Origin of the sequence: Rhizobium sp. RU36D (genome assembly GCF_900176345.1) — a bacterium.
Classification (GTDB): domain Bacteria; phylum Pseudomonadota; class Alphaproteobacteria; order Rhizobiales; family Rhizobiaceae; genus Allorhizobium.
On record NZ_FWXU01000052.1, the window covers coordinates 1 to 9,126 of the forward strand.

The 9,126-nt window shown below is 56.2% G+C and carries 10 protein-coding genes and 1 tRNA gene; 4 read left to right on the plus strand and 7 right to left on the minus strand.

Annotated elements, in window-relative coordinates:
- Positions 1–270 precede the first annotated feature (270 nt).
- A complete protein-coding gene (locus B9A97_RS28770) occupies positions 271–534 on the minus strand; it encodes a hypothetical protein (protein WP_084369265.1) in 264 nt (87 codons plus the stop codon).
- Positions 535–736: 202 nt separating this feature from the next.
- Here B9A97_RS28770 and B9A97_RS28775 point away from each other — a divergent pair, with 202 nt between their 5' ends.
- Positions 737–1,297, plus strand: coding sequence for a recombinase family protein (locus B9A97_RS28775; RefSeq protein WP_084369273.1), 561 nt, complete (start codon positions 737–739; stop codon positions 1,295–1,297).
- An 806-nt stretch (positions 1,298–2,103) separates the two neighbouring features.
- Here B9A97_RS28775 and B9A97_RS28780 read toward each other — a convergent pair.
- From B9A97_RS28780 to B9A97_RS28790, 3 genes are all read right to left on the minus strand, one after another.
- Positions 2,104–3,165 (minus strand): DUF262 domain-containing protein, encoded by a 1,062-nt coding sequence (locus tag B9A97_RS28780; protein WP_179145432.1) that lies wholly within the window; start codon positions 3,163–3,165, stop codon positions 2,104–2,106.
- A gap of 98 nt (positions 3,166–3,263) precedes the next feature.
- A complete protein-coding gene (locus B9A97_RS28785; protein ID WP_084369267.1) occupies positions 3,264–4,655 on the minus strand; it encodes a tyrosine-type recombinase/integrase in 1,392 nt (463 codons plus the stop codon).
- Between the two features lie 175 nt (positions 4,656–4,830).
- Positions 4,831–5,091, minus strand: a complete 261-nt coding sequence (locus tag B9A97_RS28790; RefSeq protein ID WP_143530770.1) for a sunset domain-containing protein — start codon at positions 5,089–5,091, stop codon at positions 4,831–4,833.
- 445 nt (positions 5,092–5,536) lie between these two features.
- Between B9A97_RS28790 and B9A97_RS28795 the strand changes: the two genes are divergently transcribed.
- Positions 5,537–6,502, plus strand: coding sequence for a flagellin N-terminal helical domain-containing protein (locus tag B9A97_RS28795; RefSeq protein WP_084369269.1), 966 nt, complete (start codon positions 5,537–5,539; stop codon positions 6,500–6,502).
- Positions 6,503–6,588: 86 nt separating this feature from the next.
- Here the strand turns inward: B9A97_RS28795 and B9A97_RS28800 are convergent, their stop codons facing one another.
- Entirely contained in the window at positions 6,589–6,993 is a 405-nt protein-coding gene (locus tag B9A97_RS28800) for a hypothetical protein (protein WP_084369270.1), read from the minus strand.
- A 388-nt stretch (positions 6,994–7,381) separates the two neighbouring features.
- Here B9A97_RS28800 and B9A97_RS28805 point away from each other — a divergent pair.
- A tRNA-Pro gene (locus B9A97_RS28805) sits at positions 7,382–7,458 on the plus strand.
- A gap of 94 nt (positions 7,459–7,552) precedes the next feature.
- Here B9A97_RS28805 and B9A97_RS28810 read toward each other — a convergent pair.
- A complete protein-coding gene (locus tag B9A97_RS28810; protein WP_244564403.1) occupies positions 7,553–8,404 on the minus strand; it encodes a tyrosine-type recombinase/integrase in 852 nt (283 codons plus the stop codon).
- A gap of 17 nt (positions 8,405–8,421) precedes the next feature.
- Positions 8,422–8,793, minus strand: a complete 372-nt coding sequence (locus tag B9A97_RS28815; protein ID WP_084369271.1) for a hypothetical protein — start codon at positions 8,791–8,793, stop codon at positions 8,422–8,424.
- 35 nt (positions 8,794–8,828) lie between these two features.
- On the opposite strand from B9A97_RS28815, the gene B9A97_RS30075 reads away from it, so the two are divergent.
- On the plus strand, positions 8,829–9,126 hold a 298-nt coding region (locus B9A97_RS30075; protein ID WP_210189739.1), incomplete at its 3' end, for a hypothetical protein.

Consider the following 9,126-nt stretch of genomic DNA (forward strand, 5'->3'; position numbering starts at 1 on the left):
CGGAGATGACGATCATCTGGTCTTCCATCCAATGAAGACGGCTGAGGTTTTCCTCATGATGGCGATGAACATGAAGACCAGAGAACATGGATCCAACCTTGGTCTTCCACACGGTGCCATGATGGTGGTGATGATCCTCATGATCTTCATCATCGACAGGGTGTGCATCCCCTAGACCGTGTAAAATGCATAGCGAGACCCGAAATGTTTGTCGGAAAAATCTGAGGCCCCGAGATCATATAACAGGATTGGCAAGTCCCCCGGTGGCGGTCACATCAGAAGACCGACCACCGCCACCACTACTGAGACGGCGACAGCTAGAGCAGAGTACATCGTCCAGCTCGCGGTTCGCACGGTGGCATTCGCTGCGAGCTGCTGAGAATTGGCTGCCTCGATCTGGGCCTCTGCTACTCTCTTTTCCAACACGTAGCTTCTCCGGCGTATTTCCAATTCACGTTCATACGAGCGCTGAGATCCGGGTTGTTCGCCACCAGTCTCAAATAGCTGCTCGTCAGTTAGATCCTGCCACTTCATCCTATCGCTCCATGTCATCCACGTCAGAGAGATCAGACTACGTTCGTCTCAATGAGGCAAGGTGCGCAGTCTCAATAGACCTAGCTTCTGTGGCACCCCACCAGCAATGCTAAAATCAGTCTCACATGAGTGGCTATTGACTTTTGACACTGATTGTCTCACAACATCTATGACTTCATTGAAACTCATGGAGCAGAGACTAATGACTTCGACACTCGTCGGCTACGCCCGCACCTCTACACTCGAACAGATTGCGGGATTGGAAAGCCAAGTCCGCGATCTGACTGCGGCGGGATGTACCAAGATCTTTCAGGAACAGGTATCGTCGGTGGATACAAAGCGCCCGGAACTGGAGCGCGTCCTAGACTATGTCCGCGAAGGAGACACGCTGGTCGTGACCAAGCTCGACCGTCTGGCACGGTCCATGGCCAACCTGATGGAGATCATGGGCAAGCTGAGATCAAAGGGCGTGGAGTTGAAGATCTTGGCGCTGAACCTAGACACCTCGACCCCCACTGGCAAGCTGATGCTGAACATGCTCGGGTCTATCGCGGAATTCGAACGCGAGCTGATGTTGGAACGTCAGCGAGAAGGCATCGCCAAAGCCAAGGCAGACGGGAAGTATCGTGGTCGAGCTCCCACCGCCCAGCGAAAGGCCGATGATGTTAAGCGTTTGAAACACGAAGGAAAGACGGTGGACGAGATCGCGAAAGCCTTAGGGATTAGCCGCTCGAGCATCTTCAGAGTGCTGAAAGAGTTGTAGTCATAATGCCTTTCTCGGAGGACGATTATGTGTTTTGGTCCTCAATCAGCGTCAATAGACCGGAGGCTAACCTGCTTTCACAGAAGATGCGGATCCGAAGGAGGGATTCCGAACATTGTTTGTCTCGGCCTCTCAACTGTTGGCGGACCGTCACGTGCTTCAAACTAAGCACAGAGCTGGACTGCAAGACTTTCGAGCTCATCACACACTATGTTAAGCCACCTTTCAGGCGGATTACTTGCAGGTCGTATGTCTCTAAAAAACCTGCCCGGCCTCGATGCTCGATAGCGTCGTCCGGCCATGCTCATAGTGACCTGATCAAATTTACGGGCAGCATCCGTTTGCGCATGTGCTATTCTATGTCGGATCGCGCCGTACCAAGTCAGTCGCGCTTGCAGTGACGCTATTACTTGCATGTAGTGGCTGTTAAGAAAATATCGGTTCGCACGATCTATAACCTTCACCGGATCATGCCACAAAAGGTAGCTCCGGCCATTGTAGAGCTCAGTTTCAGCCGCAGATATCGAGGCGTAATAGCGGCGTCCTGGCTGTAGCGGCTCTTGGCCGACAGCCGTGGCGTAACCACACATCTTCCTGAGCAGGATTTCTTCTAACAGCACTTCCCAAGCGGTGAATACCCTCAGGTACGAAAGCTCATAGGCGAGCTCGACTTCACTCAAACGTATGCGATGAGGATCACGTAATCGCGCTGACGTCATTGCCACTTCGACACGCGCGACAAGCGACTGCGCTGCGCGAATATCTTCACCAAACTTTAGGTCAAGTCTGGGAAGCGATCTCGGCATTTAGAGGAATGCGAGCTTGTATAGTGTTTCAAGTCGTATCCGCCTAGGCCGGACATTGTCTGTCTGACGTTGGCTCGCAAGCACAAACGCTCCCATCCCCGGCGCGACCTCTCCATCATTGTCCGTGGCGTTTTCGAGTACATTAGACAGCTCCCTGATTGCCGAGTGGATAGCATCCAACTCCATGCGTGTGAGGCGAGCAGTCTGGTGAAACGGTAAATCGACGCCAGGAACACCGAACATCCGGTGTGCTATGCAAGTGAATAGCGTGTAAAACAGCGGCACTCGACGGAATTCAGTGTCGCGCAATAATTCTCCGACCGCCTCATTAATTGTGTCGATGACAAGCCGGAAGCGGCGCGTCATCTCGTCGCGTTCGAGGAACGACTCATCGTACTGCTTATAGAATGTATCGAGAGACTTCTTCTTGTCCTGAAGCCCGGCCATCATCGCGATTACAAGCTCGCCAGTGAGCTCGACTTCTAGCATTCTGGCAATCGATTGTTCGCCAAAGATTTTTCTCGAGCGCCAAAATTCGAGGTGTTCGAATGAGAGATCGTAACAGGTGCGCTTGAATTCACCGAAAAACTTACCATTTCGAAGCTCCTGTGGGTTGAGCTTTACGGAATGCATGTTTAAACGAGCAAAAATTTTCAGGATGTCTGGATCTTCGACTCCGTAGAATACCTCGCATATGAAAGAATACTGGTTTATGTCATCCTGCTGCTGCTGTGTAAGCTCGGAAAACCGGCGACCGATCGCACTTGTACTCTCGATATTCTTTGAGAGAGCAAATTCACCGTTAACATAAGAAAGAACGGCGGAAAGGCGCTGCTGGCCGTCAATTATCTCTCGGACCATGCCCTTCTTTCTGTCCTGCGTTACGCGGATGTAGATCGGCGGCACGGGAAGATTGAGAAGTAAGGTGTCTACCAAGAAAGATTGGGCGGGCCTTCCCCACACCGCTCGCCGCTGGAACTTCGGTGATATAATAAGGTTCCCGCTAGATTTCCACTGAGCGAAATCCAATGTCGAATAGCTGCTTCGTTCACCTTTTTTCACCAAAACCTCCACATCATTCGCACATCTTATTTGATCGGGGTTAACACGCCAACACGCGAAAACACTAGCGCAGCAATTATGGGGGCGATTTAATGTCCTTATGTTCGTGACTGACCGATGAGTGTGGGAAGTTGCACCGCCTCCACACAGTCCTTCATTTGCTCCATCGTCAGCCCTCCCAAGTACACACTCGCAGCTACGCTTTGCGGCTTGTGACCGACTACGATCTGAACGACCAGCTCGGACTGTCCAGCTTGCAGAGCCTTGGTGATGAACCAGCGGCGGAATGAATGGAAGTTCACGCGGTCCCGTCTGTTGCCCTCGACAGGATCGATGACGCCTTGTTTACGTCGGTAGCGGGTGAAGGCTTTCACTGCGGGCATGGATCGTTCCCGTTCTTTATCGGAAGGGACCGGCGGGCATTCCGGGAACAGGTCATTGTCGGGCTGCTTTCCTTCGACGAGCCGCGCGATAGTCGGCTTCAGCGCAGTATGGATCGGGACCAAGCGCGAGGCTCTTTCCTTCTTCTGGGCTTTGAATCGAATGCAGCCGTCTTCGGTGATGTCCTTCCGCCTGAGGCTGACAATGGCGTCAATACGGGCCCCCGTCAGCGCACCGACTAGCATAATGTCTTTGAGATAGGGTTGCTGCGGTTCACCGCTGAACAGTTTGATCATCTCGTCATCTGTGAATGGGCGCTCCTTCTCTTCCTCCTTCGGCTGAACTTTCGGGAGCGATTGACCGCGCCAAGGCGAGGTGTCGAGTTCGACATATCCCCGCTTCTCCAGCCATTTCCAGAACTGGGACAGACACGTCAGGTACTTGTTGATTGTCCGGTTGGTGAGCGGTCTCTCCTCGTTGGACGCGAGATCACCGATGAACACTCCGGCTTTCTTACGTGTGATCGCCTCGATGACGAACGGAACACGATTTTCCGCGCACCAGGTCTCCAGCAGGTCCACCGCACGGGCGCTGTCTGCCTTGGTTCGTGGAAGCCAGTTCACCTGCTCATGGAAAAGACCCAAAGGCTCACGGATTGGCGTTTCTTTGCCGAGAGCAATACGAAGGAACCGGTCAGCCTTCGTCTCACGTGCGGGATCGAAGACCGGGCTGTCGGTTTCGTGATCCGTGGCCACTTCTTGGCCCCTAATCCGGTCCGCTATCAGATAAACGCCTTCCGTCTCCAGTTCAAAGGCTGGCGTGTCTTCTTCATGGGCCTGAAGGTTACTGCGCAGATCGAGAGCGAGGCTGGTCAGTTCCTTGTCGCTCATTTCAGCCGAAGCAGAGATGCCGGCTACCGTCGCCTTAGGAAGTCGTCCTTGTCTCGCGGCTTCGATCATGGCGAGAAATTCAGCAATGACCGCATGTTTCCGCCGCTCGGCTTCGGCTTGGCTGTGGGTGTCGAGCGAACGCTTCAGTCGCGTCTTGCCAACGGACTTCACCAACTCTCTTGGGACTGGAACGGTCACCCGCCAGCCGCCGTTATTCATCTTTTCTAGGTAGGTCGGAGTGCGATTGCGGGGCAAAGAATGTACCTCAAAATGGCCTCTTCAATGTACCGCATCTGTATGAAAAAGCTGGATAGTTTGCAAGATCAATTAGTTGGTTGGGTCCCAAATGAGGGTCCTGGCGCCCCAGCCATCTACGCCAAACCCTTGCCGTTTCTTAGTTGTCGGCCCTGCGCCAGCCGGCGGCCAGGGCTTCGCCCTCCGCACAGAACCAGCGTTCGCCACGGTCCACCTGGATCACGGCGCCCGGATAGCTTTGCTGGCCGGGCAGGTGGAAGGTCCTTTCGCCGCTGCGGTGGCTGATATTGCCCTTGATGTTGCAGTCCCGCGCGCTCACCGTCAGCGGCATCACCAGTTCCCCGTCATGCCGGTAAAGGATGGCGCCGGCGGCTGCGACCCCGGCCAGTAATCCGCACAAGGTCCCCAGAATGGCACGGGACCTGGCTGATCTTGGGGGGCTTTGGCTGCGCATCGGGTGATCTCCTTGATACACCGAAACTAGCAGCCGAGCGTTGATTGGCCTTTTCCCGAATGCATAAAAAACCGGAGAACGGGGTCGCCTTGAGGGGGATCTGTGGAAAAACGGGACGAGATTTTCGACGGCGTTAATAAAACCCTTCCGCCTGGATGTCGTCGATGGGATTTGTTTACGCTTCTGAATTTTCTATGAAGAACAAAGGCAACTAATCAATTGAATATTAACTATATTTCTTTGGTGTATAAGCCAATCATTAACCCTAACGCATGTATAAAGGCATTGTTCGAATTCAAGTCCCGCGTCAAGAACGTTAACCAGTACCAGTATTGTTCAACAGTTCGATCTTATTGTTTTGAGTAGGTCGATTACCCCGAGTGAGCGTGCCATGTTGAGTATAGTCACAAACGGCGCGGCGAAATCCGCGCTCGACATTCTGAGGTCGACGATCAATAGCAGGGGTGACGCGCAGATGCGTGTCATCACCGGCTATCGTGTGGCCGAGGCTGCCGACGATGCGGCATACTGGTCCATTGCCACTACCATGCGGTCGGATAGCAAAGCGATCGCATCCGTGGAGGATGCTTTGGGCATGGCTGCTGCGGTTGTCGACACGGCCTCCAACGGCATCGAAAATGCCGTTGATGTGCTCCACAAGATCGTTGAGAGGCTGGTCGTGGCTAAGGAGCCCGGCGCAGACCTCAAGAAGGTCAACACGGAGGTTGCCGCGCTGAAGGACGAGCTGAAGACCATTGCCCGCTCCTCGAATTTTTCCGGGGAAAACTGGCTTTGGCGTCAATCGGCGGCAGACGACGCGCAGCGACGCCTGGTCGGCGCCTTTGCCCGCACGGGCGATGGCCGGGTGGAAGTCTCCGATCTGACCTATAACGTTGCCGGTACTCCCGGCTCGACCAACGTCAATTTCTTGATTGACGACGCCAATAGCGAAGGCGGCATCCTCACCGGTTCCGGCTTCGCGACATCCCTGGGTACATCGAAGAACTGGGTCCTCTTCAACGGGGAAAACAGCCAGATCAACGACGAGATCACCCTGACCCAGACCACGACGACGGCTGAAGTCGCCGAAATGATCAAGGTGGTGGATGCCATGGCCGAACGGGCCACGGTGGTCAGCACGGTCATCGGCGCCTTGTCTGAGCGCGTGCAAATGCAGCATGAATTCGCCAAGGATCTGCAGGCGTCTCTCGCCTTCGGTGTCGGTCGCATGGTCGATGCCGACATGAACGAGGAATCGAGCCGCCTGAAGGCCCTGAAGGTCAGCGAGGCCCTCGGCATCGAGGCTCTCGCCGTTGCCAATGCCAATGGCACCGTGATCATGGATCTGCTGCGCTGAAAACGGTTCTGCGCGGCCCTTGCGGGCCGCGCAGCCAATCTTTTGACGATCTCACGTCATAGCGGCGCCTGCCGCCGGGACGCGTCTCAGCTTTCGCCGAGGAATTCCTCGCAATAGGTCTTGCCGCCGTTGATACCCGGACGGTCCGACACGATCCGGACGCTGCGGATCACATAATCCTGGGACACCCGGAGCTGCACCGAGCAGCTTGCATATTCGCGACGGGCAGGGGTCTTCAGCTTGCCGCGCTTGCCATCCGACAGGGTCTCATAGACGGCCGGTATCGTCCGGGTCTTGTATCCGCCGCGCCAGGAATACAGCGTGTCATTGCCGTCGGTGCTGTCGCTTGTCGGCGGCCCGAATTTCGCAAAGAAGGCGCCGGCCTGCTGGCCATTCCAGCGTGCCTCGACGCCGTTTCCCGACGTGCCTGTCGTCGTGCATGCTGCAAGCGCCAGGCAAAGCCCGGCTACGGTGATCGCGCGCAAATTCATTCTGTCTCGTCCCTGCCTCTCATCGGCGAGCCCGCGCGATCGGGGGAGGCCCGCCGAACGGGGTCGCATGTTTCGTCCTCACAATGACACCGCGGCTGTCAAGGCGTCCATGGCCGGCAGTCGCGATCCGGCCGGCCACGCCCCGTCCTGGGCAGTGGCGACCTTGCGCCATGCGTTTATCCCTATTCGCCCGGTAAAAGAACGCCATCCGGCGGGCTGTGGATAATTATTTTTGACCTGGTGCCACGCCGCCACGAACGAGGCCCTTGGCCGATCTTGCAGGCCCGCTCTCCGGCCCACTTTCATCAAATCGACATCCCCGCAGATGTTTTTTCAAATGACCGCTTGTGCAACAAAAATCGCTGGTCTATAGAGGCGCCGCTGGTCACGGAGTGTAGCGCAGTCTGGTAGCGCACCACGTTCGGGACGTGGGGGTCGAGTGTTCGAATCACTCCACTCCGACCAGCTGATTAGCCTTTATTTATCAAAGGCTTATTCCCGAACATCAAAAATCATCGCGAAAGCTGTTGTTGTTGAGACGGACCGATTGCGGACCGTGTCAGAATGCGTTTGCTGCCGCCTGCTGGAAATCAGGGCTGGCGTGTGCGTATGTTCGTTCGAATTCCTCGACCGTCAAACCGAGTGATGCCGCGGCTTCATGGGCATCAATGCCGGCCTGCGCAAGCCAGGTGGCTCGGGTGTGGCGGAGCACGTGCGGGGTGACGTCATCGCCAAATCCGGCGGCGGCACGGATCGTGCGGAATGCCTTGTGAGGCTTCACGACCTTATCCCCGGCATAGGTGACGACATAGCGCAGCGTGACGACATTGCCTTGCGAATCGGATCTGCTGTCTGCCGCCTTCCAGTAGCGCAGGAAGCGCAGCAGGCGCGGCGGTATCTTCACGGGCGTGCGTCGCTTGTTGTGCGCCACCCGCTCGCCATCGGCGCGGCGATAGATGACGCCACGATCAAGATCGACGTGCCCGCCATTGGTGTTGGGGATCCATTGCAGGTTCAGCAGCGCAGACAAGCGCGTGCCGGTATAGAGCCCGATCAGGATCAGGCGCACCAGGTGCCGGCACTGTTTTTCCTTGCGCGCGGCTCGCAAAAGGCGAGCGACCTCCTGGCGGGTTAGCCAACGCTGGCGCGGCGTTCCCTTCTCCGGCAGGGTGATCTTTGGCACCATGTCGAGCGTATATTCGCCGTGATAGTAGTTGATGGCGGCCCGCAAGACCTCCAGATCGCGCCTGGCACCGCCATCATTGCCGCGATCGTCGGCATAGTCCCGGCAGGTCTTGCCCCTGATCTCGGTGACAGCCATATCCCCGAAGAATTCCGTCAGCCGGTCTAGCATCGCCAGCGTCTCGCGCGGGCGTGCGGTCGATTGCGCCTTTTCCTCGGCATAGATCATGACGATATCGCCGATGCTTATTTCAGCCGCACGACCTCCGCGCCGCGGCTGGTATTGGGCTGCGATGTAGGCGGCAAGCTTTCCCTGAGCTGCTGCAATTTCGCTTTCGCTGCAGTCCGTGGCGATACGCTTTGGTCCATCCTTGATAAACCATGTGCCGGTGTCTGGTCTGAGCCAGAGCCGGGCTGGTCGCTTTTTTTGCGGCATTTTTCCATCATCCTTTCGATCCCGTTGCGCGTAACGAAGTCCTTATTGGCAATCTGGATGATCTCCAGGTTGCCCTTGCGCGCCTCGGTGCGGAGCGCCGACTTCGTCAGGGCGCCACGGAAAAACAATTGCGCGGCCCGTGCAAGCGGGATCGGATCGTTTGGGCCGTATTCTTCGGGCATGGCTACCCCTCCCCGGGCGTTGGTGACGCAGCGCCATGTTTCTTGATGACCTCCAGATAGGAGATCGTGTCGCGGCAAACCCGCCGATCCTCTTCCCACCCTCTAATCCAGTTTTCGTGGTCGGCGTGGCTGACGCTTCCTCTTTCAGGGAGCTTACCAAGGCGGTCAATTTCATGGCCGCATTCGGCCATTCGTCTACGAAAATGGGTAATCAACTCGTCCGGCGTCTTCATCTCACCCCTCCGCCCGCGTCGGGGGTGTTTGGCTATGGGTCATACTCGTCCCTCCGTGATCAGCTTTTCCATCATATCGATCCGCTGACCGATCCAGGCC